Annotated in this window: 35 protein-coding genes; 30 read left to right on the plus strand and 5 right to left on the minus strand. The window is 45.7% G+C overall.

Annotation, left to right across the window (positions count from 1 at the left end):
- Positions 1-54: 54 nt before the first annotated feature.
- Entirely contained in the window at positions 55-1,386 is a 1,332-nt protein-coding gene (gene hslU / locus H9L11_RS08225) for an HslU--HslV peptidase ATPase subunit (RefSeq protein WP_205390685.1), read from the minus strand.
- A gap of 23 nt (positions 1,387-1,409) precedes the next feature.
- Complete coding sequence (hslV, locus tag H9L11_RS08230; RefSeq protein ID WP_005383176.1) at positions 1,410-1,961, minus strand: ATP-dependent protease subunit HslV; 552 nt, start codon at positions 1,959-1,961, stop codon at positions 1,410-1,412.
- Positions 1,962-2,108: 147 nt separating this feature from the next.
- On the opposite strand from hslV, the gene H9L11_RS08235 reads away from it, so the two are divergent.
- A complete protein-coding gene (locus tag H9L11_RS08235; RefSeq protein ID WP_001927356.1) occupies positions 2,109-3,140 on the plus strand; it encodes an IS630 family transposase in 1,032 nt (343 codons plus the stop codon).
- A 34-nt stretch (positions 3,141-3,174) separates the two neighbouring features.
- Here the strand turns inward: H9L11_RS08235 and ftsN are convergent, their stop codons facing one another.
- From ftsN to priA, 3 genes are all read right to left on the minus strand, one after another.
- Positions 3,175-3,723, minus strand: coding sequence for a cell division protein FtsN (gene ftsN / locus H9L11_RS08240; protein WP_205390686.1), 549 nt, complete (start codon positions 3,721-3,723; stop codon positions 3,175-3,177).
- Positions 3,724-3,945: 222 nt separating this feature from the next.
- Positions 3,946-4,953, minus strand: coding sequence for a DNA-binding transcriptional regulator CytR (gene cytR, locus H9L11_RS08245; RefSeq protein WP_064376652.1), 1,008 nt, complete (start codon positions 4,951-4,953; stop codon positions 3,946-3,948).
- Between the two features lie 323 nt (positions 4,954-5,276).
- Complete coding sequence (priA, locus tag H9L11_RS08250; RefSeq protein ID WP_205390687.1) at positions 5,277-7,481, minus strand: primosomal protein N'; 2,205 nt, start codon at positions 7,479-7,481, stop codon at positions 5,277-5,279.
- A gap of 295 nt (positions 7,482-7,776) precedes the next feature.
- On the opposite strand from priA, the gene rpmE reads away from it, so the two are divergent.
- The 29 genes from rpmE (at position 7,777) to rplQ (ending at position 22,113) form a co-directional block, all read left to right on the plus strand.
- Positions 7,777-7,998: a 50S ribosomal protein L31 gene (gene rpmE, locus H9L11_RS08255; RefSeq protein ID WP_005379546.1), complete on the plus strand. Its 222-nt coding sequence runs from the start codon at positions 7,777-7,779 to the stop codon at positions 7,996-7,998.
- Between the two features lie 455 nt (positions 7,999-8,453).
- On the plus strand, positions 8,454-8,765 hold the full coding sequence (gene rpsJ, locus H9L11_RS08260; RefSeq protein ID WP_004410492.1) for a 30S ribosomal protein S10: 312 nt from the start codon (positions 8,454-8,456) through the stop codon (positions 8,763-8,765).
- A gap of 14 nt (positions 8,766-8,779) precedes the next feature.
- Positions 8,780-9,409 (plus strand): 50S ribosomal protein L3, encoded by a 630-nt coding sequence (rplC, locus tag H9L11_RS08265; protein WP_005379555.1) that lies wholly within the window; start codon positions 8,780-8,782, stop codon positions 9,407-9,409.
- Positions 9,410-9,426: 17 nt separating this feature from the next.
- A complete protein-coding gene (gene rplD, locus H9L11_RS08270; protein WP_005379556.1) occupies positions 9,427-10,029 on the plus strand; it encodes a 50S ribosomal protein L4 in 603 nt (200 codons plus the stop codon).
- Positions 10,026-10,328, plus strand: coding sequence for a 50S ribosomal protein L23 (gene rplW, locus H9L11_RS08275; protein ID WP_004398471.1), 303 nt, complete (start codon positions 10,026-10,028; stop codon positions 10,326-10,328). Before rplD ends, rplW begins: the two co-directional genes overlap by 4 nt.
- 15 nt (positions 10,329-10,343) lie before the next feature.
- Positions 10,344-11,168, plus strand: a complete 825-nt coding sequence (gene rplB / locus H9L11_RS08280; protein ID WP_005383168.1) for a 50S ribosomal protein L2 — start codon at positions 10,344-10,346, stop codon at positions 11,166-11,168.
- A gap of 21 nt (positions 11,169-11,189) precedes the next feature.
- Positions 11,190-11,468, plus strand: a complete 279-nt coding sequence (gene rpsS / locus H9L11_RS08285; RefSeq protein WP_004394525.1) for a 30S ribosomal protein S19 — start codon at positions 11,190-11,192, stop codon at positions 11,466-11,468.
- A 10-nt stretch (positions 11,469-11,478) separates the two neighbouring features.
- The gene (rplV, locus tag H9L11_RS08290) at positions 11,479-11,811 is read left to right on the plus strand and encodes a 50S ribosomal protein L22 (RefSeq protein ID WP_005383164.1); all 333 of its coding nucleotides are present in this window, start codon (positions 11,479-11,481) and stop codon (positions 11,809-11,811) included.
- A gap of 18 nt (positions 11,812-11,829) precedes the next feature.
- Positions 11,830-12,528 carry a 30S ribosomal protein S3 gene (gene rpsC, locus H9L11_RS08295; RefSeq protein ID WP_005383161.1) on the plus strand — a complete coding sequence of 233 codons (699 nt, stop codon included), beginning with the start codon at positions 11,830-11,832 and terminating at the stop codon, positions 12,526-12,528.
- An 11-nt stretch (positions 12,529-12,539) separates the two neighbouring features.
- On the plus strand, positions 12,540-12,950 hold the full coding sequence (rplP, locus tag H9L11_RS08300; protein ID WP_005379577.1) for a 50S ribosomal protein L16: 411 nt from the start codon (positions 12,540-12,542) through the stop codon (positions 12,948-12,950).
- Positions 12,950-13,141, plus strand: coding sequence for a 50S ribosomal protein L29 (rpmC, locus tag H9L11_RS08305; protein ID WP_005379576.1), 192 nt, complete (start codon positions 12,950-12,952; stop codon positions 13,139-13,141). Before rplP ends, rpmC begins: the two co-directional genes overlap by 1 nt.
- Positions 13,141-13,395 carry a 30S ribosomal protein S17 gene (gene rpsQ / locus H9L11_RS08310; protein ID WP_140367210.1) on the plus strand — a complete coding sequence of 85 codons (255 nt, stop codon included), beginning with the start codon at positions 13,141-13,143 and terminating at the stop codon, positions 13,393-13,395. Before rpmC ends, rpsQ begins: the two co-directional genes overlap by 1 nt.
- A gap of 162 nt (positions 13,396-13,557) precedes the next feature.
- Positions 13,558-13,929 (plus strand): 50S ribosomal protein L14, encoded by a 372-nt coding sequence (gene rplN, locus H9L11_RS08315; RefSeq protein WP_004410450.1) that lies wholly within the window; start codon positions 13,558-13,560, stop codon positions 13,927-13,929.
- A gap of 13 nt (positions 13,930-13,942) precedes the next feature.
- Positions 13,943-14,260, plus strand: coding sequence for a 50S ribosomal protein L24 (gene rplX, locus H9L11_RS08320; protein WP_005379574.1), 318 nt, complete (start codon positions 13,943-13,945; stop codon positions 14,258-14,260).
- Positions 14,261-14,283: 23 nt separating this feature from the next.
- On the plus strand, positions 14,284-14,823 hold the full coding sequence (gene rplE, locus H9L11_RS08325) for a 50S ribosomal protein L5 (protein ID WP_005379573.1): 540 nt from the start codon (positions 14,284-14,286) through the stop codon (positions 14,821-14,823).
- Positions 14,824-14,840: 17 nt separating this feature from the next.
- On the plus strand, positions 14,841-15,146 hold the full coding sequence (gene rpsN / locus H9L11_RS08330) for a 30S ribosomal protein S14 (protein ID WP_004410442.1): 306 nt from the start codon (positions 14,841-14,843) through the stop codon (positions 15,144-15,146).
- Positions 15,147-15,175: 29 nt separating this feature from the next.
- On the plus strand, positions 15,176-15,568 hold the full coding sequence (gene rpsH, locus H9L11_RS08335; RefSeq protein ID WP_005379572.1) for a 30S ribosomal protein S8: 393 nt from the start codon (positions 15,176-15,178) through the stop codon (positions 15,566-15,568).
- Between the two features lie 13 nt (positions 15,569-15,581).
- Positions 15,582-16,115: a 50S ribosomal protein L6 gene (rplF, locus tag H9L11_RS08340; protein ID WP_005379570.1), complete on the plus strand. Its 534-nt coding sequence runs from the start codon at positions 15,582-15,584 to the stop codon at positions 16,113-16,115.
- Between the two features lie 9 nt (positions 16,116-16,124).
- Entirely contained in the window at positions 16,125-16,478 is a 354-nt protein-coding gene (rplR, locus tag H9L11_RS08345; RefSeq protein WP_005379568.1) for a 50S ribosomal protein L18, read from the plus strand.
- Between the two features lie 14 nt (positions 16,479-16,492).
- Positions 16,493-16,996 carry a 30S ribosomal protein S5 gene (gene rpsE / locus H9L11_RS08350; RefSeq protein WP_004745894.1) on the plus strand — a complete coding sequence of 168 codons (504 nt, stop codon included), beginning with the start codon at positions 16,493-16,495 and terminating at the stop codon, positions 16,994-16,996.
- A 7-nt stretch (positions 16,997-17,003) separates the two neighbouring features.
- Positions 17,004-17,180 carry a 50S ribosomal protein L30 gene (gene rpmD, locus H9L11_RS08355; RefSeq protein ID WP_005379565.1) on the plus strand — a complete coding sequence of 59 codons (177 nt, stop codon included), beginning with the start codon at positions 17,004-17,006 and terminating at the stop codon, positions 17,178-17,180.
- A gap of 5 nt (positions 17,181-17,185) precedes the next feature.
- A complete protein-coding gene (rplO, locus tag H9L11_RS08360; RefSeq protein ID WP_005383155.1) occupies positions 17,186-17,620 on the plus strand; it encodes a 50S ribosomal protein L15 in 435 nt (144 codons plus the stop codon).
- A 20-nt stretch (positions 17,621-17,640) separates the two neighbouring features.
- Positions 17,641-18,975, plus strand: coding sequence for a preprotein translocase subunit SecY (gene secY, locus H9L11_RS08365; protein WP_005379562.1), 1,335 nt, complete (start codon positions 17,641-17,643; stop codon positions 18,973-18,975).
- Between the two features lie 38 nt (positions 18,976-19,013).
- Positions 19,014-19,127, plus strand: coding sequence for a 50S ribosomal protein L36 (gene rpmJ, locus H9L11_RS08370; RefSeq protein WP_000868186.1), 114 nt, complete (start codon positions 19,014-19,016; stop codon positions 19,125-19,127).
- A 149-nt stretch (positions 19,128-19,276) separates the two neighbouring features.
- Positions 19,277-19,633: a 30S ribosomal protein S13 gene (rpsM, locus tag H9L11_RS08375; protein ID WP_005383154.1), complete on the plus strand. Its 357-nt coding sequence runs from the start codon at positions 19,277-19,279 to the stop codon at positions 19,631-19,633.
- Positions 19,634-19,651: 18 nt separating this feature from the next.
- Positions 19,652-20,041 (plus strand): 30S ribosomal protein S11, encoded by a 390-nt coding sequence (gene rpsK / locus H9L11_RS08380; RefSeq protein WP_001118870.1) that lies wholly within the window; start codon positions 19,652-19,654, stop codon positions 20,039-20,041.
- A 27-nt stretch (positions 20,042-20,068) separates the two neighbouring features.
- The gene (rpsD, locus tag H9L11_RS08385) at positions 20,069-20,689 is read left to right on the plus strand and encodes a 30S ribosomal protein S4 (RefSeq protein ID WP_005383146.1); all 621 of its coding nucleotides are present in this window, start codon (positions 20,069-20,071) and stop codon (positions 20,687-20,689) included.
- 24 nt (positions 20,690-20,713) lie between these two features.
- Complete coding sequence (gene rpoA, locus H9L11_RS08390; protein WP_005383143.1) at positions 20,714-21,706, plus strand: DNA-directed RNA polymerase subunit alpha; 993 nt, start codon at positions 20,714-20,716, stop codon at positions 21,704-21,706.
- 26 nt (positions 21,707-21,732) lie between these two features.
- A complete protein-coding gene (gene rplQ / locus H9L11_RS08395; protein WP_005383141.1) occupies positions 21,733-22,113 on the plus strand; it encodes a 50S ribosomal protein L17 in 381 nt (126 codons plus the stop codon).
- The last annotated feature ends 44 nt before the right edge of the window (positions 22,114-22,157 follow it).

The raw sequence follows: 22,157 nt of genomic DNA on the forward strand, positions 1-22,157 counted from the left end.
CCAAGTGTGCACATTTACACAATGTAATTCACTAGGCTAATTGAATCTTACTATTTATAGGATAAATCGGCTTAGATCTTCATCTTCAATCGTATCGCCTAGGCGCGCTTTCACGTAAGCGGAATCAATAACGAATTTAGCGCCAGATTGCTCCGCTGCGTCGTAAGAGATTTCATCCATCAAGCGTTCCATTACGGTGTGTAAGCGACGAGCACCGATGTTTTCTGTGCTTTCGTTGACCGTCCATGCCGCTTCCGCGATTTGCGTGATGCCGTCTTCTGTGAACTCGATGTCCACATCTTCCGTTTTCATCAACGCAACGTACTGCTCTGTTAGAGAGGCTTTCGGCTCTGTTAGAATACGTTTGAAGTCGTTGCTGCTTAGTGCTTCTAGCTCAACACGAATTGGTAGACGACCTTGCAACTCTGGGATCAAGTCAGACGGTTTTGCCACTTGGAATGCACCAGATGCAACGAACAGAATGTGGTCTGTTTTTACCATGCCGTGCTTGGTTGATACTGTGCTGCCTTCAATTAATGGAAGTAGGTCGCGCTGAACACCTTCGCGTGAAACGTCTGGGCCTGAGCTCTCACCGCGTTTACAGATCTTGTCGATCTCATCGATAAATACGATGCCGTTGTTTTCAACGTTGAAAATCGCTGCTTCTTTTAGCTCTTCTTGGTTTACCAGTTTCGCCGCTTCTTCTTCCGCTAACGCTTTCATTGCGTCTTTGATTTTCAGCTTACGTTTTTTCTTTGTGTCGCCAGCGAGGTTTTGGAACATGCCTTGCAGCTGGTTAGTCATCTCTTCCATACCAGGAGGCGCCATGATCTCTACGCCCATTTGTGGTGCGGCTACGTCGAGTTCAATTTCTTTATCGTCTAGTTGGCCCTCACGCAGTTTCTTACGGAAGATCTGGCGAGTGTTAGAAGACTCTTCCGTTTGCTCTGCTTGACCCCAGCTATCACGTGCCGGTGGCAGTAGCGCATCAAGAATACGTTCTTCCGCTTGCTCTTCTGCGCGGAACTTCACTTTTTCCATCGCTTGTTGATGCGTCATTTTTACCGCGACATCTGTTAGATCACGGATGATGGTTTCAACTTCTTTACCAACGTAACCCACTTCGGTGAATTTTGTCGCTTCAACTTTGATGAAAGGGGCATTTGCCAGTTTTGCGAGGCGTCGTGCGATTTCGGTCTTACCAACACCAGTAGGACCAATCATCAAGATGTTTTTGGGCGTCACTTCGGCACGCAAGTTTTCTCCAAGCTGCATGCGGCGCCAGCGGTTACGAAGTGCAATCGCAACCGAACGTTTGGCTTTTTCTTGACCGATAATGTGGCGGTTCAATTCATGAACGATTTCGCGAGGCGTCATTTCAGACATATTCTTTCCTTACTTCGTTACGATTACGCGGTTGGTTTTTCAGGCTCTACTGTTGAGTCTAGCTCTTCTACCGTGTGGTGATGGTTAGTGAAGACACAAATATCACCCGCGATATTGAGAGCTTTTTCCGCGATCTCACGAGCATCTAGATCTGTGTTTTCTAGTAGGGCGGTTGCTGCTGCTTGTGCGTAAGCACCACCAGAGCCAATCGCAATCAGGTCGTGTTCTGGCTGTACGACATCACCATTACCGGTAATGATTAACGATGCGGTTTCGTCGGCAACGGCAAGTAAGGCTTCGAGCTTGCGCAGAGCACGATCGCTACGCCAGTCTTTGGCTAGCTCAACTGCTGCTTTGGTTAGGTGACCTTGGTGCATTTGCAGTTTGCTTTCGAAGCGCTCAAAAAGGGTGAAGGCATCCGCAGTACCGCCGGCAAAGCCCGCTAGTACTTGGTTGTTGTATAGGCGGCGAACTTTGCGCGCATTACCTTTCATTACGGTATTGCCTAGAGATACTTGGCCATCACCCGCGATGACGACTTTATTATTTCGACGTACAGATACAATGGTAGTCACAGTCGACCTCTTGATTATTTCTCTTTGGATTTAATTCAGTATATGGGGGAGGAGAAATGGGGATTCAAGGGGCAAAAAGAAAGGCCCTATACCCGTGATCATTGAAGATGCTTGATTTTCGATAGAATCAGGAGCATGCTACGAACCATGAAAATTACACTGACTCCTCAACAGAAACTGCAACTCGAACAAATGCACGACATTGAACGTGATAGTCGAGTTTGCGACCGTATTAAGGCTGTTTTGCTGGCTTCTGAAGGCTGGAGTCAGACTATGATTTCACAAGCTCTTCGTATTCATGAATCGACCGTTGCTCGTCATCTCAGCGACTACGTTCTTTCTGAAAAACTTAAGCCTGAAAATGGCGGAAGCCAAAGCAAGCTTTCTGCTACTCAAACCATGCACCTAATCGAGCATTTGACTGAGAAAACCTATTCTCATACGCATCAAATTGTCACTTACGTTAAAGAGACATTTGGACTGGATTACACGGTTTCTGGTATGAATAAATGGCTTCACCACAATGGTTTTAGCTACAAGCAACCGAAAGGCGTACCACACAAGTTTGATGAAGCACAACAGCAAGCATTTATAGAGGCTTATGAAGCGTTAAAGGCAAGCTGTGGCAAGGATGAATCGATAGTCTTTATCGACGCAGTTCACCCAACACTATCAACAAAAATATCTCATGGCTGGATACGAACTGGTCAGGATAAAGTGATTGAAACAACGGGTAATCGTAGCCGATTGAACATTATTGGCGCACTGAACTTGTCGGATATTGGAGCAACCATTGTTCACAACTATGAGAGCATTAACAGTGAATCGATTGTTCGCTTTTTCTGTGAGTTAAGAAAGAGTTATCCCTTAGCTCATAAGCTTCATATCATCTTGGATGGTGCGGGATATCACCGCAGTGACTTAGTCAAAGATGCGGCGTTTGTCCTGAATATTGAACTGCATTATCTTCCACCTTACAGTCCAAACCTCAACCCAATCGAGCGGCTATGGAAAGTAATGAATGAGAAGTCGAGGAACAACGTTTACTTCAAAAGAAAACGGGACTTCAAGGCGGCAATAGACCAATTTTTTGCAGTGACTCTTCCAGAGATCGCAGGCTCTTTGACATCTCGAATTAATGATAATTTTCAGGTTCTCAAGCCAGCATCTTCAAGTTGATTCGGTATAGGATCTTAGCTCCTAGGGCCTGAGTTTAAAGATTTTCTTTCCAAATAGCACACGGCTCGATTTTCGCGCGTTGCAGTTTATGACGGTCACGTTCTGCATCACGTTTGAACTTATACGGACCTAGCACTACGCGATACCATGAACTGCCTTCTTTCTTACGAATCTTGCTCGACATCCCTTGGAACGCGATTGCAAGCTTACGCTCTTCGGCTTGTGCCTGGGTTTTGTACGCGCCACACTGCATGATGTAAGGAATTTTAGAAACTTCAATTTCTTTGGCCACAACTTCAACTTCACGTTTCGGTAGTGACTCAACATATTCCCATTTTTCTTCTGGTGGTGGCGGCAAATCTTTTTTCGGTTTTGGTTTACTTACAGTGGTTGTTGGCTGTTTCACTACAGGCTGTTTAGGTTCTGGATCGCTACTCAAACGGTAAAGACCATAGCCAAAACTACCCACTAGCAAGATAGCGAGCAGACCACTACGCCAAGGCTTTTTTCTTATCGGCGGCTGTTTTTTTGTCGACTTTTTTGGGGCGCCTCGCCCCCGTCTTACATAATCTCTATTTGCCACGGTTATTTCTGGTCATCAAGGATTCTTGCAAATATGTTAATCCAGAACGAGTTGAGAAAACACCCTATTGATAGAATCTTGATAGTTAAAGCGCGACAACGCCCGAGTGTAGGGGTGTGTTTCAGTTCTCGCTTATATTTATTCAGGGATACACAAAAAGCAGGAGGGTAAATAAAAAGCGGCGCCTTAGCACCGCTTTAGGGATGAATACTAATCTTTAGGTTAAGGGCGCTGTGGTGGCGCTGCACTTCCGCGAATGACGAGATTAGTTTCAAGCAGACGCGAGCCTGAATGCACGTCGTGGCCTTTTAACATCTCGAGCATCATTAGCATTGCTTGTCGACCAATCTCATAGCGAGGCTGAGAGATAGTGGTCAACGGTGGATCGCAGTACTGAGCGAAGTTAATGTCATCAAAGCCCACAACAGAGAGATCTTGCGGGACTCGTAAGCCAAGCTTTTTCGCTTCTTGAATTGCGCCGATGGCCATTGTGTCACAGTGACAGAAAATAGCCGTTGGTGGCTCTGGCAATTCGAGCAGTTTACGAACGGCTTTTGCTCCGCCATCAAAAGAGAATTCAGTAATGACACTATATTGTGGATCTTTATTGATGCCGGCACGGCGCAGGGCTTGTTGGTAGCCTTGTTGGCGGAACTGACACAATATTGCTGTATCTGGTCCAGAGATTTGAGCAATGCTTTTATGACCTAATTGGGTCAGGTAATTCACCGCTTCAAATGCTGAGGTCAGGTTGTCAATATGTACTGTCGGAAGCTCGAGTTCAGGCGCAAATTCACACGCCATTACCATCGGAGGTAAGTTCTTTTGTTCTGGCTTACTGACATCGAATGGTAGATCTGTACCAAGCAGTAGCATTCCATCTGCCTGCTTAGTAAATACGAGATTAACGAAAGAGCTTTCGCGTTTCTTCTGTTGTCCGCTATCGCCCAGAAGGACTAGATAGCCATGTTCCATGGCTGCATCTTCAATACCGCGAATAATTTCAGAAAAATAAGGATCACAGATGTCGGGAACGATAGTAACAATGGTTTTTGATTCGTTTCTACGTAAGTTACGCGCTAATGAGTTTGGAGAATAACCCGCTTCAAGTACGGCTTCTTCTACTCTCTTTCTTGTAGAAGAAGAGACCTTCTCTGGATTCATTAAGGCTCGAGATACCGTAGCCGTAGACACTCCCGCAAGCTGGGCAACATCCTTCATTGTCGCCATAGTTTTTAACCTCTCATTTATTTTTTGCCAAGGTGACGTTATTCCGGTTTGAAATCAGAGTAATCAACCGAGTTAGAGCTGTGTTTGCTCTTCGCTCAGTTCGTGTTAACGAGTGGGAAAATGGATTCTTCACCGCGATATCAATTTATGGGAATAGTCATTGTTTTAATTTAAGCCTGTGCAAACAAGTCACTTTAGACTTTTCTAATTTGGATAGTCTATTCATTTCTAAAGTGAAAGTTACGGTCTGTTTAACAAAAATTGCAATCTCGGTGTGATTTTGGTCACATTAAATGGTAATTCATTACATAGTTAAACGTTTGCTAGCTGAGATCTTGTGGTTCTATGTCTAAATTCCAGCGTACTTTCTTAGCATTTGGCAACAACTCAATAGCAGGTTTGGCACTGGTTAATAACTTTTGCATCAATGAACGATGTTGAGTTTGTAGTAATAGTTGCCAGCGGTATTTACCAGCCCGCTTAGCCAAAGGTGAAGGAGTTGGGCCTAATACCATACAAGAATCATCGAACAGAGGGTGTGACTCTAACGTAAAACGAACCTGACGCAGGAAGTCTTCAACTACCTCACTTTGGTTTGCCTCTGCTTTGAAAAGAGTCAAGAAACTATAAGGCGGAAGCTGAGCCAGTTTGCGTTCTTCCAGAGCAGTCATAGCAAAGTGGCGATAGTCTTTTTGAAGCAGGGCCTGCAGCAAGCTGTGCTCAGGATGGTGGGTTTGCAGGATAACCTCGCCAGGTTTACTTGCGCGGCCGGCACGACCTGCGACCTGAATAAACAACTGCGCTAGTCTCTCGGAAGCGCGGAAGTCGCTACTATAGAGAGAGCCATCAACATCCAAAAGAGCAACGAGCGTTACATTTGGAAAATGGTGCCCCTTAGCCAGCATTTGGGTGCCAATCAGAATTTGATGTTCACCTTTACGAATTGATTCAAGGGCATCTTCCAAACTACCTTTGCGACGTGTGCTGTCTCTGTCGATGCGAATAGCGTTGTATTCTGGAAATAACTGAGCCAATTGTTGTTCGAGTTGTTCCGTTCCTACGCCGACGGTAACCAATTGAGTTGAACCACACCCCTGACATTGATGAATCACCGGTTGTTGTGATCCGCAGTGATGGCAGCGTATTTCGTTGCTGTAATGGTGGAACGTATAGTACGCATCACAGCGTTTACATTCTGCAATCCAACCGCATTCATGGCACATCAAAGCGGGCGAAAAGCCTCGACGGTTAAGAAACAACATCACTTGATTGCCTGCTTTTAAATGCTTGCGCATCTCGGCAATCAGTTGGGCAGATAAGCCACTTTCTAAATACTGACCTTTTACATCTAACACTTTATTGGTGGTTGGTACGGCAGAGCCAGCTCGTCGGGTTAGTGTTAAATGGTGATACTTGCCTGACAGGGCATTGTGCAATGTCTCCAGTGCAGGTGTGGCTGAGCCCAGGATAATCGGTACTTGCTCTTTATGGGCGCGCATGACAGCAACATCACGAGCGTGGTAACGCAAGCTGTCTTGTTGCTTATAAGAAGCGTCATGCTCTTCATCCACGATAATAATCCCCAAATCAGCAAAAGGTGTGAGCAGGGCTGAACGAGTGCCAATGATGATTCCCGCGGCTTTATCCCTGGCAGAAAGCCAAGCGTTAAGTCGCTCGGTTTCATTCAAACCTGAATGAATCACGTCTACCGGGACATTAAATCGATGCTTAAAGCGGTTGATGGTTTGGGGCGTTAGACCGATCTCAGGTACTAAAACTAATGCTTGTTTCCCTTGCTCTAAAACTGGCTTGATAAGGTTTAAGTAAACTTCTGTTTTACCAGAGCCAGTTACTCCCTCTAATAAATAGCAAGCAAAACCTGTTTGGCTATTTACACTCGCAATAGCCAGCGCTTGTTCGTGGTTGAGCTTTGGCTTCTCGACGTCGCATTCAACGTGCTGTCCCCACTGGGTGATTGCAGGCTTCTTCTCGATACGTTCAATCCAGCCTTTCTCTTCTAAAGACTTTAGTACTGTTGAGGCTATCTCTTGGTCGACAAATTCCTGGTGAGGCAAAGCGCAGTTAACCAACATTTGCAAGACCTTCTGTTGTTTGACCGCTCGACGATCAAGCCCTTGCATCAGCTTGTCTTTACCGGATTCGGTAATTTGCCACTCTTGTAGCGTCGCAAAATCTGCAGGCTTTCCTTTACGTAGAGCTGCTGGCATCGCATTGTGTAGCGTATCTCCAAGTGGGTATTGGTAGAACTGGCTGCACCAATTTAGCAGAGAATAAAGCGTCTCTGGCCATATCGGTTGGGAGTCTAATACCGCTTTGATTGGCTTAAGCTGATCTTTAGGAAAGTCGGAGTGGTTTACCATTGCGGTGACGATGCCAACTAACGTTTGACGTCCAAAAGGTACGGATACGCGCCCGCCAATGATCGGAAACAGGTGCCCCGGAATGGCGTAATCAAATTGTTTGTCGAGCGGAACGGGTAATGCCACTCTAGCAATGGTTGGGCGCATAAATTTTTAGCTATTAAAAAGAGGGAAAGGAAATGAGAGTCTATTAAAATCGGTATGGAAATTCGAGTAAAGCAATATGATTCAGCGTGAATCGTGCCTCTATGATTAGTCTGGCTAAAAAAGTGGCGAAAAAGTTGCCAAATGTGTTGATCCGAGCAATGTGATTCTTTACTATATCGCGCCTTGAGATATGGCTTCGGCAATTAGTTGATGCGGTATCCCATTTTATTATTAATTGCGTGTGGTGTGCGGCTTAGATTCGTATAGCGACACGGCCTACTATTGAGGTTATCCCATGAAAGCTGGTATCCACCCAGAATACAAAGCAGTAAAAGCGACTTGTTCTTGCGGCAACTCTTTTGAGTTCAACTCTACTCTAGGTAAAGAGTCTATCCACCTAGACGTATGTGACAAGTGTCACCCATTCTACACTGGTAAGCAACGTATCGTTGATACAGGCGGCCGTGTTGATCGCTTCAACAAGCGTTTCGGTGCACTATCAAGCGGTAAGAAATAATAGCAGCCGCTATTACGATTACAGTTTAGAAAAGGACGCTTCGGCGTCCTTTTTGTTTAATGGCTACCAAGCGAAGAGAGATGTATAGGGTTTGGAATATTCCCGATTATTTTTCACTCAGCGCTTGCAACCTAAAGTGTGATCTGTATAATGCAGCGCACTGGTTAAGCCAGTTGTGAACCAATGAGCAGTGAGGAGCGAGCAAATCTAAGGATTTGTGAGGTAATGTATACTCAGCTTATGTTCGCGGTTAATACAATTAGCTATCTTTTCTTCGGAAAAACTATCCTCAAAGGTGACTTTGGCATATAGGGATAGTTAATCGAAAATTAACTGACAATGCGTCCTAATCTTGGATGCTACGGTTTCACATAAATCAATCGGCATTCTCTCGTCTTGACGAGTTTGAGTGGCGATATTGTTTGTGTAATTTATTAAATTTGGAGCTCTGTCTCATGCAGAACCAACGTATCCGTATCCGCCTAAAAGCTTTCGATTACAAACTAATCGATGCTTCTACAGCGGAAATCGTTGAAACAGCTAAGCGCACTGGCGCACAGGTTCGTGGTCCAATCCCACTGCCAACTCGTAAAGAGCGTTTCACAGTTCTTATCTCTCCACACGTTAACAAGAAAGCACGTGACCAGTACGAAATCCGTACTCACAAGCGTCTAATCGACATCGTTGAGCCAACAGACAAGACTGTTGATGCTCTAATGCGTCTAGACCTTGCTGCGGGCGTTGACGTTCAAATTAGCCTAGGTTAAGGGAGATTAGAAGTATGATTGGTCTAATCGGTCGTAAAGTGGGCATGACCCGCGTATTTACTGAAGAAGGCGTTTCTATCCCAGTAACAGTTGTTGAGGTTGAAGCTAACCGTGTTTCTCAAGTGAAAACTCTTGAAACTGACGGCTACGCAGCAATCCAGGTTACAGCTGGTTCTAAGAAAGCTAACCGTGTAAACAAAGCTGAAGCAGGTCACTTTGCTAAAGCTGGCGTTGAAGCTGGTCGCGGTCTTTGGGAATTCCGTTTAGAAAACGGCGAAGAGTTCGAAGTTGGTTCAGAACTAACTGTTGAACTATTCAACGAAACTAAGAAAGTAGACGTTACTGGTACATCTAAGGGTAAAGGTTTCCAAGGCGCTGTTAAGCGTTGGAACTTCCGTACTCAAGATATGACTCACGGTAACTCATTGTCTCACCGTGCTCCTGGTTCTATCGGTCAATGTCAGACTCCAGGTCGCGTATTTAAAGGCAAGAAAATGGCAGGTCACATGGGTGCTGAGCGTGTAACGACTCAAAACCTAGAGATCGTACGTGTTGACGCTGAGCGCAACCTGCTTCTTATTAAAGGTGCAGTCCCAGGCGCAACTGGCGGCAACGTGATCGTTAAACCAGCTGTTAAAGCATAACGTCTCAGGAGTAAGTAATGGAACTAATGGTTAAAGGTGCCGATGCACTAACTGTTTCCGAAACTACTTTCGGACGTGAGTTTAACGAAGCTCTTGTACACCAAGTAGTTGTTGCGTACGCAGCAGGTGCTCGTCAAGGTACTCGTGCTCAAAAAACACGTTCAGAAGTTTCTGGCGGTGGCGCTAAGCCATGGCGTCAAAAAGGTACTGGCCGTGCGCGTGCTGGTACAATCCGTAGCCCAATCTGGCGTACAGGTGGTGTTACTTTTGCTGCGAAACCACAAGATCACAGCCAAAAAGTAAACAAAAAAATGTACCGTGGTGCTATGAAGAGCATTCTTTCTGAGCTTGTTCGTCAAGAGCGTCTAATCGTTGTTGATAACTTCTCAGTTGAAGCACCAAAGACTAAAGAGCTAGTTGCTAAGCTTAAAGAGCTTGAGCTAACTGACGCTCTAATCGTGACTAGCGAAGTAGATGAGAATCTATTCCTAGCTGCTCGTAACCTATACAAAGTTGACGCACGTGATGTTGCTGGTATCGATCCAGTATCTCTAATCGCGTTTGACAAAGTTGTAATGACTGCAGAAGCAGTTAAGCAAGTAGAGGAAATGCTAGCATGATCACTGAAGAGCGTATCCTAAAAGTTCTACGTGCACCGCACATCTCTGAAAAAGCAACTATGGCAGCTGAGAAAGCGAACACTATCGTTTTCAAAGTAGCTAAAGATGCGACTAAAAAAGAGATCAAAGCAGCTGTAGAAAAGCTATTTGAAGTTGAAGTTAAGTCTGTAAATACTCTTATCACTAAGGGTAAGACCAAACGTCAAGGTCTACGCCAAGGTCGCCGCAGCGACGTTAAGAAAGCGTACGTTACTTTGAAAGAAGGTCAAGATCTTGACTTCGTTGGCGGCGCGGAATAACAGGAGTAGTTAAAAATGGCTATTGTTAAATGTAAGCCGACTTCCCCTGGTCGTCGTCACGTTGTTAAAGTTGTTAACGCTGACCTACACAAGGGCAAGCCATACGCACCTCTTCTAGAGAAAAACTCTAAGAACGGTGGTCGTAACAACAAGGGTCGTATCACAGTACGTCACATCGGCGGTGGTCACAAGCATCACTACCGTGTAGTTGACTTCAAACGTACTAAAGATGGTATTCCAGCGACAGTTGAGCGTCTTGAATACGATCCAAACCGTAGCGCAAACATTGCTCTAGTTCTTTACAAAGACGGTGAGCGTCGCTACATCCTAGCACCTAAAGGTGTTGTAGCTGGTGATGTTATTCAGTCTGGTGTTGATGCACCAATCAAAGCTGGTAACACTCTACCAATGCGTAATATCCCAGTAGGTTCAACAGTACATAACGTTGAACTTAAGCCTGGTAAAGGTGGTCAGCTAGCTCGTTCGGCTGGTGCTTACGCTCAAATCGTTGCTCGCGACGGTGCGTACGTAACTATCCGTCTACGTTCTGGCGAGATGCGCAAAGTTCTTTCTGAAGGCCGTGCAACAATCGGTGAAGTTGGTAACTCTGAGCACATGCTACGTGAACTTGGTAAAGCAGGTGCATCACGTCATCGCGGTATCCGTCCAACGGTTCGTGGTGTTGTAATGAACCCGATTGACCACCCACATGGTGGTGGTGAAGGCCGTACTTCTGGTGGTCGTCACCCAGTATCTCCTTGGGGTATGCCTACTAAAGGCTTCAAGACTCGTAAGAACAAACGCACTGACAAGTACATCGTACGTCGTCGTAACAAGTAATCTATATAAAGAGGAATCGCCATGCCACGTTCTCTCAAGAAAGGTCCTTTTATTGACCTACACTTGCTGAAGAAGGTAGAGAAAGCGGTGGAAAGCGGAGACAAAAAGCCTATTAAGACTTGGTCCCGTCGTTCAATGATCATCCCTACGATGATCGGTTTGACCATCGCTGTCCATAATGGTCGTCAGCACGTACCAGTATTTGTAACTGATGAAATGATCGGTCACAAACTGGGTGAATTCGCACCAACACGCACTTACCGCGGTCACGCTGCGGATAAGAAAGCTAAGAAGCGCTAAGGAGTAGATAATGGAAGCAATTGCTAAACATAACTTTGCTCGCATTTCGCCTCAGAAAGCTCGCTTAGTTGCGGATCTAATCCGTGGTAAATCTGTTGACCAAGCTCTAGAAATCCTAACGTTCAGCAACAAAAAAGCTGCTGCACTAGTTAAGAAAGTTCTAGAGTCTGCTATCGCTAACGCGGAGCACAACGAAGGTGCAGATATTGACGATCTGAATGTCGCAAAAATCTTTGTAGATGAAGGCCCAACCATGAAGCGTATTATGCCTCGTGCTAAAGGTCGTGCGGATCGTATCTTGAAGCGTTCAAGCCACATCACTGTTGTTGTAGCAGATCGCTAGAGACTAGGAGAGTAAGCAATGGGTCAAAAAGTACATCCAAATGGTATTCGTCTAGGCATCGTTAAGCCTTGGAATGCTACATGGTTTGCTAACACCAAAGATTTCGCTGACAACCTAGACGGCGACTTCAAGGTACGTCAGTTCCTTACAAGTGAACTGAAAAAAGCGTCTCTATCACGTATCGTTATCGAGCGTCCTGCTAAGAGCATCCGTGTGACTATTCACACTGCTCGCCCAGGCGTTGTTATCGGTAAGAAAGGTGAAGACGTTGAGAAGCTACGCGCAGCTGTAGCTAAAATTGCAGGTGTACCAGCGCAAATTAACATCGCTGAAGTACGTAAGCCTGAACTAGATGCGCAACTTGTTGGTGACAGCATCGCGTCTCAGCTAGAGCGTCGTGTTATGTTCCGCCGTGCTATGAAGCGCGCAGTACAAAACGCAATGCGCCTAGGCGCTAAAGGTATCAAAGTGGAAGTAAGCGGTCGTCTAGGCGGCGCTGAAATCGCACGTTCAGAGTGGTACCGTGAAGGCCGTGTGCCTCTACACACTCTACGTGCTGACATTGATTACGCAACTTCTTCGGCTCACACTCAATACGGTGTGATCGGCATTAAAACTTGGATCTTCAAAGGTGAAATCCTAGGTGGTATGCCAGCAGCTAACGCTGTAGAGCCTAAAGGCGACAAGCCTAAGAAGCAGCGTAAAGGCCGTAAGTAAGGAGTCGACAGATGCTACAACCTAAACGTACTAAGTTCCGTAAGGTTCAGACTGGTCGTAACCGTGGTCTAGCTAAAGGTACTGATGTAAGCTTCGGCGAATTCGGTCTTAAAGCTGTTGGCCGTGGTCGTCTAACTGCTCGTCAAATCGAAGCGGCACGTCGTGCAATGACACGTCACGTTAAGCGTCAAGGTAAAATCTGGATCCGTGTGTTCCCAGACAAACCAATCACAGAAAAACCACTTGAAGTTCGTCAAGGTAAGGGTAAAGGTAACGTTGAGTACTGGGTAGCCCAAATCCAACCTGGTAAGGTTATGTACGAAATGGGTGGTGTACCTGAAGAATTGGCACGTGAAGCGTTCCGTCTTGCGGCACGTAAACTGCCTTTCAAAACTACATTTGTAACTAAGCAGGTGATGTGATGAAAGCACAAGATCTACGCGAGAAAAGCGTTGAAGAGCTTAACGCTGAGCTAATGAATTTGCTACGCGAACAGTTCAACTTGCGCATGCAAGCTGCGACTGGTCAACTACAGCAAACTCATACTCTGAAAGCTGTACGCCGTGATATCGCACGTGTGAAAACTGTTTTGACTGAGAAGGCAGGCGCATAATGAGCGAAGTAAAACGTACTCAACAAGGTCGTGTAATTAGCGACAAGATGGACAAGTCTATCACTGTTGCTATCGAACGTTTCGTAAAACACCCAATCTACGGTAAATACGTAAAACGTACGACTAAAGTACACGCACATGACGAGAACAACGAGTGTGGCCTAGGCGACACAGTTGAAATCGCAGAGTGTCGTCCACTGTCTAAGACTAAGTCTTGGACTTTGGTAAAAGTTCTAGAAAAGGCGAAGATTTAATCTCGTTAATTCTATGAAACTAAAGCGGCTCCAAAATATTTTTGGAGCCGTTTATTTTTTGACTACCCAATCACAAAAAAGGGTGGTACAATTCGCGTCCCTTTTAAAGAGGCAGCCCGACCCGTGATGGGTCTAGTTATTAATATTTAGCGGAGCACTAACATGATCCAAATGCAAAGTATGCTGGACGCAGCTGATAACTCAGGCGCACGCAGCGTAATGTGTATTAAGGTTCTGGGTGGCTCTCACCGCCGTTATGCACATATCGGTGACGTCATCAAAGTTACTGTGAAGGAAGCAATCCCTCGCGGTAAAGTTAAAAAAGGTGATGTTCTGAAGGCGGTGGTAGTGCGCACCCGTAAAGGCGTACGTCGTCCTGACGGTTCTGTCATTCGCTTCGACCGAAATGCTTGCGTATTGCTAAACGACAATACTGAGCAACCAATCGGTACACGTATCTTTGGTCCTGTGACACGCGAACTTCGTGGCGATAAGTTCATGAAGATCGTTTCACTGGCTCCAGAAGTTCTGTAAGGAGCACGTAGAAATGGCAGCTAAAATCCGTCGTAATGACGAAGTAATCGTTCTTGCTGGTAAAGACAAAGGCAAGAAAGGTAAAGTAACTAAGGTTCTAGCAACTGGTAAAGTTATCGTTGAAGGTATCAACCTAGTTAAGAAACATCAGAAACCTGTTCCAGCTATGGGTATCCAAGGCGGTATCGTAGAGCAAGAAGCAGCTATCGACGTTTCTAACGTGGCTATCTTTAACGCAGCTACTGGTAAAGCTGACCGTATCGGTTTCCGTTTTGAAGACGGCAAAAAAGTTCGTTTCTTCAAGTCTAACGGCGAAACCGTTTCTAACTAATAGAAGTAATTTGGAGTTCTACTATGGCGAAACTGCATGATTACTACAAGTCGTCTGTAGTCGCTGAACTGACCAAACAGTTCGGTTACACAAGCGTCATGCAAGTCCCTAGAATCGAGAAAATCACCCTAAACATGGGTGTTGGTGAAGCAATCAACGATAAGAAACTGCTAGAAAACGCAGCGTCTGATATGGCAACGATCTCTGGTCAAAAGCCACTTATCACAAAAGCGCGCAAATCTGTTGCAGGTTTCAAAATCCGTGAAGGCTACCCTATCGGTTGTAAAGTAACCTTGCGTGGCGAACGTATGTGGGATTTTCTTGAGCGTTTAATTAACATCGCTCTTCCACGTGTACGTGACTTCCGTGGTGTTAGCGCTAAGTCTTTTGACGGTCGCGGTAACTACAGCATGGGCGTTCGCGAGCAAATCATCTTCCCGGAAATCGACTTTGATAAAGTTGATCGAGTACGCGGTCTAGACATCACTATTACGACGTCTGCTGGTACTGATGAGGAAGGCCGTGCTCTGCTGGCTGCCTTTAACTTCCCATTCCGTAAGTAAGGTGAAGGGTTACTGTTATGGCTAAAAATTCAATGAAAGCACGTGAAGCAAAACGTGCGAAGCTAGTAGCTAAGTTCGCTGAAAAGCGTGCAGCGCTAAAAGCTATCATCAGCGATGTAAACGCATCTGAAGAAGATCGTTGGAACGCGGTTCTTACACTGCAATCTCTTCCACGTGATTCAAGTGCATCACGTCAGCGCAACCGTTGCAACCAAACTGGTCGTCCACACGGTTACCTACGTAAGTTCGGTCTAAGCCGTATTAAGGTTCGTGAAGCTTGCATGAAAGGCGAGATTCCGGGTCTTCGTAAGGCTAGCTGGTAATTGCCACTTAATCATTTGGAGTAAATCATATGAGCATGCAAGATCCGATTTCGGATATGCTGACCCGCGTTCGTAACGGTCAGGCAGCAAACAAAGTTGCTGTAAAAATGCCTTCTTCAAAGCTTAAAGTTGCAATTGCTGCACTACTAAAAGCTGAAGGTTACATCGTTGACTTCGCTGTTGAAGGCGAAGCAAAACCTGAGCTAGAAGTTACACTTAAGTACTTCCAAGCTAAACCAGTAATCGAGCAACTTAAACGTGTTTCTCGTCCAGGTCTACGTGTTTACAAGAAGAAAGATGAACTTCCTTCTGTAATGGGTGGTCTTGGTATTGCTATCGTTTCTACTTCCAAGGGTCTTATGTCAGACCGCGCTGCACGTAAAGCAGGTCTTGGTGGTGAAATCATCGCTTACGTAGCTTAATAAGGAGTAGACTATGTCTCGTGTTGCAAAAGCACCTGTCGCTATTCCAGCTGGCGTAGAGGTGAAACTAAACGGCCAAGAAATCACTGTAAAAGGTGCGAAAGGCGAACTAACTCGCGTTCTTAACAACGCAGTTGTAATCGCTCAGGAAGAAAATAACCTGACTTTCGGTCCTAAAGAAGGTGTTGCTAACGCATGGGCTCAAGCAGGTACTGCTCGCGCTCTAGTTAACAACATGGTTGTTGGTGTTACTGAAGGCTTTACTAAGAAGCTAACTCTTAAAGGTGTAGGTTACCGTGCTGCTATCAAAGGCAACGCTGTAGGTCTAACACTAGGCTTCTCACACCCAGTTGAGCACGAGTTGCCAGCGGGTATTAAAGCTGAATGTCCAAGCCAAACTGAAATCGTGATCACTGGTGCTGACAAGCAGCTAGTTGGTCAAGTTGCGGCTGACATTCGTTCTTACCGTGAGCCTGAGCCATACAAAGGCAAAGGTGTTCGTTACGCAGATGAAAATGTGCGTACTAAAGAAGCTAAGAAGAAGTAAGGTAACACTATGGATAAGAAAGCATCTCGCATCCGTCGTGCTACACGTGCACGTCGTAAGATTGCAGAACTGGGTGCGACTCGCCTAGTTGTACACCGTACTCCTCGTCACGTGTACGCACAGGTTATCGCGGCTAACGGCTCTGAGGTTATCGCAGCAGCTTCTACTGTAGAAAAAGCGATCCGTGAGCAAGTGAAATACACTGGTAACGTTGATGCAGCTAAAGCAGTGGGTAAAGCTATTGCTGAGCGCGCTCTAGAGAAGGGCGTAACTGCAGTTGCATTTGATCGTTCTGGTTTCCAATACCACGGTCGAGTAGCGGCGCTAGCAGAATCTGCTCGCGAAGCTGGTCTGAAATTCTAAGGTAGGGTTGGAAGATGGCTAAAGAACAACAAGTTCAAGCGAATGATTTGCAAGAAAAGCTAATCGCAGTTAACCGTGTTTCTAAAACGGTTAAAGGTGGTCGAATCATGAGCTTCACTGCACTAACAGTAGTTGGTGACGGTAACGGTCGTGTAGGTTTCGGTTACGGCAAAGCTCGTGAAGTACCTGCAGCGATTCAAAAAGCAATGGAAAAAGCGCGTCGTAACATGACTACGATCGCTCTAAACGAAGGCACTCTTCACCACCCAGTGAAAGGTCGCCATTCGGGCTCTAAAGTTTACATGCAGCCTGCTGCAGAAGGTACTGGTGTTATCGCAGGTGGTGCGATGCGTGCAGTACTAGAAGTTGCTGGTGTACACAACGTACTATCTAAAGCGTACGGTTCTACGAACCCTATCAACATCGTTCGTGCAACGATCGATGCACTAGGTAGCATGAAGTCACCAGAAATGGTTGCTGCTAAACGTGGTCTAACTGTTGAATCTATTTCGGAGTAAGAACACCATGGCAACTATTAAAGTAACTCAAACTAAAAGCTCAATTGGTCGTCTGCCAAAGCACAAAGCTACTTTGCGCGGTCTAGGTCTTCGTAAAATCAACCACACAGTAGAACTTGAAGATACTCCGTGTATTCGCGGTATGATCAACAAGGTTTACTACATGGTTAAAGTTGAGGAGTAATCAGAATGCGTTTGAATACTCTAGCACCGGCTGCTGGCGCGAAAACTTCTGCGAAGCGAGTAGGTCGTGGTATCGGTTCAGGCCTAGGTAAAACTGGTGGCCGTGGTCACAAAGGTCAAAAATCACGTTCTGGCGGCAGTGTTCGTCCAGGTTTCGAAGGCGGTCAGATGCCTCTGAAACAACGTCTACCAAAATTCGGTTTCACTTCTCGCAAGAGCCTAGTGTCTGCTGAAGTTCGTCTAGCTGAGCTAGCGAAAGTTTCTGGTGACGTAGTTGATCTAAACAGTCTTAAAGCTGCTAACATCATCACTAAGAACATCGAATTTGTAAAAGTTGTTCTTTCTGGTGAAATCAACAAAGCAGTGACTGTTAAAGGTCTACGTGTGACTAAAGGCGCTAAAGCTGCAATCGAAGCTGCAGGCGGTAAAATCGAGGAATAATCTCGAGGAACGAGGTACAGATGGCTAAGAAACCAGGACAAGATTTTCGTAGTGCTCAGAGCGGCTTAAGTGAACTAAAGTCGCGCTTGTTATTCGTAATTGGTGCACTTTTAGTATTCCGAGCCGGCTCTTTTGTGCCGATTCCTGGTATTGACGCTGCTGTACTTGCCGATTTGTTCGAACAGCAAAAAGGTACCATCGTTGAAATGTTTAACATGTTCTCCGGTGGTGCTCTGGAGCGTGCATCTATATTAGCATTGGGCATCATGCCGTATATTTCGGCATCTATTGTTGTCCAATTGCTAACTGTAGTTCATCCAGCGTTAGCTGAACTCAAAAAAGAGGGTGAAGCAGGCCGTCGTAAGATAAGCCAATACACACGCTACGGCACGCTTGTACTTGCAACCTTCCAAGCTATAGGTATTGCAACTGGCCTACCAAACATGGTCGACAATCTGGTTGTTATCAACCAAACCATGTTTACGCTAATTGCTACCGTAAGTTTAGTAACCGGTACCATGTTCTTGATGTGGTTAGGTGAACAAATTACAGAGCGCGGAATTGGTAATGGTATTTCGATACTAATTTTTGCAGGTATTGTTGCTGGATTGCCTTCTGCAATCGGTCAAACAATCGAGCAAGCGCGTCAAGGTGAATTGCATGTACTTCTTCTGTTGCTAATCGCGGTATTAGCTTTTGCAGTAATTTACTTCGTTGTTTTCATGGAACGTGGTCAACGCCGAATCGTCGTTAACTATGCGAAACGTCAACAAGGTCGTAAAGTATTTGCTGCGCAAAGCTCGCACTTGCCTCTTAAAATTAACATGGCAGGTGTAATTCCAGCGATTTTTGCATCAAGTATTATCTTGTTCCCAGGAACATTGGCTCAGTGGTTTGGTCAAAACGGTGAGAGCAGCGCGTTCGGTTGGTTAACTGACGTGTCTTTGGCTCTTAGCCCAGGTCAACCGTTGTATGTAATGCTTTATGCAGCAGCAATTATCTTCTTCTGTTTCTTCTACACTGCGTTGGTTTTCAACCCACGTGAAACAGCAGATAACTTGAAGAAGTCTGGTGCATTCGTACCCGGTATCCGCCCAGGTGAGCAGACAGCGAAATACATTGATAAAGTAATGACACGTCTAACCCTTGCTGGTGCACTGTACATTACCTTTATCTGTCTGATTCCCGAGTTCATGATGGTCGCGTGGAACGTACGTTTCTACTTCGGCGGTACATCGCTACTAATCGTAGTTGTTGTAATTATGGACTTTATGGCACAGGTACAGACTCATCTGATGTCTCAACAGTATGATTCTGTGTTGAAGAAAGCGAATCTGAAAGGCTACGGCCGTTAATCCGGCGGTAGACTCAGTTTCATTTACGGAGTTTAGCAATGAAAGTTCGTGCTTCCGTTAAAAAAATCTGCCGTAACTGTAAAGTAATCAAGCGTAACGGTGTCGTTCGCGTGATTTGCAGTGAGCCAAAGCACAAACAGCGCCAAGGCTAATTAGCAGAAATTTTTACTTGAAAATGAAGGTTGGGTCGAGTATATTCCTCGGCCTACCTTTTGCGTGCAAAAGAAGTAGTATTCCGCAGCGTATCCATAACGGGCTTTGCTGCGGCTAATTCTTTTATAGAAACACTTAGGAGTGAATAATGGCCCGTATAGCAGGCATTAACATTCCTGATCAGAAACATGCAGTAATCGCTCTAACAGCGATCTACGGCATCGGTAAAACTCGCTCTCAAGCTATCCTAGCTGAAGTGGGTATTGCTGAAAATGTTAAGATCAGTGAACTAACTGAAGAGCAGATCGATCAACTGCGTGATGGTGTAGCTAAGTACACTGTAGAAGGTGATCTACGTCGTGAAGTATCTATGAACATCAAGCGTCTTATGGACCTTGGCTGTTACCGTGGTCTTCGTCATCGTCGCAGTCTACCACTACGTGGACAGCGTACTAAAACCAACGCTCGCACCCGTAAGGGTCCGCGTAAGCCGATCAAGAAATAATCGGGAAGGTAGAGTACAATGGCTAAACAACCAACTCGCGCTCGTAAGCGCGTACGCAAGCAAGTTGCAGATGGCGTTGCGCACATCCATGCTTCTTTCAATAACACAATCGTAACCATTACTGACCGTCAAGGTAACGCTCTTGCATGGGCTACTGCAGGTGGTTCTGGTTTCCGTGGTTCTCGTAAGTCTACTCCGTTCGCTGCACAGGTTGCTGCTGAGCGTTGTGCTGAAATGGCTAAAGAATACGGCCTAAAGAACTTGGAAGTTATGGTTAAGGGTCCTGGTCCAGGTCGCGAATCTACTGTTCGTGCACTAAACGCCGCTGGTTTCCGCATCACAAACATCGTTGATGCTACACCAATCCCTCATAACGGTTGTCGTCCACCTAAGAAACGTCGCGTATAACGTTTCTAGGACAATTGGAGAAGAATCATGGCAAGATATTTGGGTCCTAAGCTGAAGCTTAGCCGTCGTGAAGGCACTGACTTATTCCTTAAGTCTGGTGTTCGCGCGATCGATACCAAGTGTAAAATTGATAACGCACCAGGTGTACACGGCGCTCGTCGCGGTCGTCTATCTGAGTATGGCGTTCAGCTTCGTGAGAAGCAAAAAGTACGTCGTATGTACGGCGTTTTAGAAAAACAATTCCGTAACTACTACAAAGAAGCTGCTCGCCTAAAAGGCAACACTGGTGAAAACCTACTTCAGCTTCTTGAAGGTCGTCTTGATAACGTAGTTTACCGCATGGGCTTTGGCGCAACTCGCGCAGAAGCACGCCAGCTAGTTAGCCACAAAGCTATCCTAGTAAACGGTAAAGTTGTAAACGTTCCTTCTTTCAAAGTAGCGGCTAATGACGTTGTTTCTATTCGCGAGAAAGCTAAACAGCAAGCTCGTATCAAAGCAGCTCTAGAAGTTGCTGAACAACGTGAAAAACCAACTTGGATTGAAGTAGATGGTGGCAAGATGGAAGGTACATTCAAGCGTATGCCTGAGCGTTCTGATCTATCAGCTGACATCAACGAACAATTGATCGTCGAGCTTTACTCTAAGTAAGGTTTAAACTAAAGAGAGGACACAATGCAGGGTTCTGTAACAGAATTTCTTAAGCCACGTCTAGTTGACATCGAACAAATCAGCTCGACTCACGCAAAAGTAACTCTTGAGCCATTAGAGCGTGGCTTTGGTCATACTCTGGGTAATGCACTTCGCCGCATCCTTCTATCTTCTATGCCAGGTTGTGCTGTAACAGAAGTAGAAATCGAAGGCGTACTTCATGAGTACAGCACGAAAGAAGGCGTTCAAGAAGATATTCTTGAAATTCTTCTAAACCTTAAAGGTTTGGCTGTGCGCGTTGCCGAAGGCAAAGATGAAGTGTTCATTACTTTGAACAAATCAGGCTCGGGCCCTGTGGTTGCAGGTGACATCACCCATGATGGTGATGTAGAGATCGCTAACCCTGAACACGTAATTTGTCACCTAACGGATGACAACGCTGAGATCGCAATGCGTATCAAAGTTGAACGTGGTCGTGGTTATGTTCCAGCTTCTGCGCGTATCCATAACGAAGAAGACGAGCGTCCTATCGGTCGCCTACTAGTAGATGCTACTTACAGCCCAGTAGACAAAATTGCCTACGCTGTAGAAGCAGCTCGTGTAGAACAGCGTACTGATCTAGACAAGCTTGTTATCGATATGGAAACAAACGGTACTCTAGAACCTGAGGAAGCAATCCGTCGTGCAGCTACAATCCTAGCTGAACAATTGGATGCATTCGTAGATCTTCGTGATGTACGAGTTCCTGAGGAGAAGGAAGAGAAGCCAGAATTCGATCCGATCCTACTGCGTCCTGTAGACGATCTTGAACTAACAGTTCGCTCTGCTAACTGTCTGAAAGCAGAAGCGATTCACTACATCGGTGATCTAGTACAACGTACTGAGGTTGAGCTACTTAAAACGCCTAACCTTGGTAAAAAATCTCTTACTGAGATTAAAGACGTACTTGCGTCACGTGGTCTGTCTCTGGGCATGCGCCTAGAAAACTGGCCACCTGCATCAATCGCTGAAGATTAATCGATACTAGTTAGAAGGATTAGGTCATGCGCCATCGTAAGAGTGGTCGTCAACTCAACCGCAACAGCTCACATCGCAAAGCGATGTTCAGCAACATGGCTAGCTCTCTAGTACGTCATGAAGTTATCAAGACTACTTTGCCAAAAGCAAAAGAGCTACGTCGCGTAGTTGAGCCTTTGATTACACTAGCTAAGACTGACAGTGTTGCTAACCGTCGTCTAGCATTTGCACGTACTCGTGACAACGAAGTAGTTGCAAAACTATTTAACGAACTAGGTCCACGTTTTGCTGCTCGTCAGGGCGGTTACACTCGTATCCTAAAAGCTGGCTTCCGTGCTGGTGATAAAGCTCCAATGGCTTACATTGAGCTTGTAGATCGCCCAGCTGCTGAAGAAGCTGCTGAGTAATCAGTTCGTAAGAACGAGAAAGCCGAGCATTAGCTCGGCTTTTT

The organism is Vibrio sp. sp1 (assembly GCF_016920955.1).
In the GTDB taxonomy this organism is placed as follows: Bacteria; Pseudomonadota; Gammaproteobacteria; order Enterobacterales; family Vibrionaceae; genus Vibrio; species Vibrio alginolyticus.